Source organism: Leisingera sp. F5, assembly GCF_001593695.1.
Genome location: NZ_LUKH01001064.1, coordinates 1 through 1,310, shown reverse-complemented (window position 1 = coordinate 1,310; position 1,310 = coordinate 1). Strand labels below are relative to the sequence as shown.

General features: G+C 60.4%; 1 protein-coding gene. It reads right to left on the bottom strand.

What is annotated here, in order from left to right; translation table 11 throughout:
- Window positions 1-68: 68 nt before the first annotated feature.
- Complete coding sequence (locus tag A2I95_RS38890) at window positions 69-1,256, bottom strand: 2-aminoethylphosphonate--pyruvate transaminase (RefSeq protein WP_291737724.1); 1,188 nt, start codon at window positions 1,254-1,256, stop codon at window positions 69-71.
- Between the last annotated feature and the right edge of the window lie 54 nt (window positions 1,257-1,310).

Below are 1,310 nucleotides of genomic sequence, written 5' to 3'. Positions count from 1 at the left end.
GGACCGGGTAGCTGCGCCCATTGGCGATGACGGGGGTGTGGGTGGTCATATCTCGGGGTCCTTTGTCTTCAGGCAGCCAGTTTGGCGCGTTCTTCCAGCGCCGCAGCAGGCGGGGCCGCGCTTGCGACGCCCATTTCGGCAAGCGTTTCCTGGGCAGCGGTCACAACCCGCCGCATTACATGTTCATCCATCTGCCCGATGCAGCCGATGCGAAAGCTGTCCACAGCGGTCAGTTTGCCAGGGTAGATGATAAAACCCTTCGCCTTCATCAGGCTGTAAAAGCGGCTGAACACGAAATTCTCATCCGCAGGGCAAAAGAATGTGACGATGATGGGCGACAGCCAGCGGCTAGCCAGCAGCGTCTCAAAGCCCAATTCCCGCATCCCCGCAACCAGTACATCGCGGTTGCGCGCATACCGGGCGCCGCGGCCAGCAACACCACCTTCAGCTTCATGCGCCTTAAGCGCTTCCAGAAAGGAGGCAACCGCATGGGTCGGCGGGGTAAAGCGCCACTGGCCGGTCTTTTCCATATTGGCCCATTGCGCGTGGATGTCCAACGACAGCGAATGGCAGTTGCCCTTGGCGGCTTCAATCTCAGACGTGCGGGTGATGACAAAGCCGAAGCCCGGCACGCCCTCAATGCACTTGTTGGCCGACGACACCATTGCCTCATAACGAATGTCCGAGGGCTGCAGATCAATCGCACCAAAGGCCGACATGGAATCAATCAGAAGCTTACGGCCCGCGGCATACACCGCCTTGGATATCTCGGCGATTGGGTTGAGGATGCCCGAGGACGTCTCGCAATGGATTGCCACCACATGGGTAATCGCAGGGTCATCTGCCAGAATCTGCGCCACCTCGTCCCCGCGCGGCGGCAGGTAGTCGCCCTTGTCCAGCACCACGTGATCGCGGTCCAGGTATGTCAGCGTTTGCGCCGATCGCTGCCCATAGGCGCCATTGGCCAGCACCAGCGCCTTGCCATCACGGGGAATGAAGGACCCCAGCATCGCCTCCACCGCAAAGCTGCCGGAACCCTGCATCGGCACACAGTCGAAATCCTCCGCACCTTCGCCGAGCAACGCCAGCAACCGGCTGCGGATATCGCGGGTCATTCCGCGGAAATCATCGTCCCAGCTGCCCCAATCCCGCAGCATCGCCTGTTTCACTGCGTAAGAGGTGGTCAATGGCCCCGGCGTCAGCAAGTAGGGTTCGCCCAGCCTGGGCGGTTCAATCGGATCCGTGGAAGCACTCATCTGCACTCTCCCAAGAGGAATTTGAACACATCATTGCCGTCCGCCAATCCATAT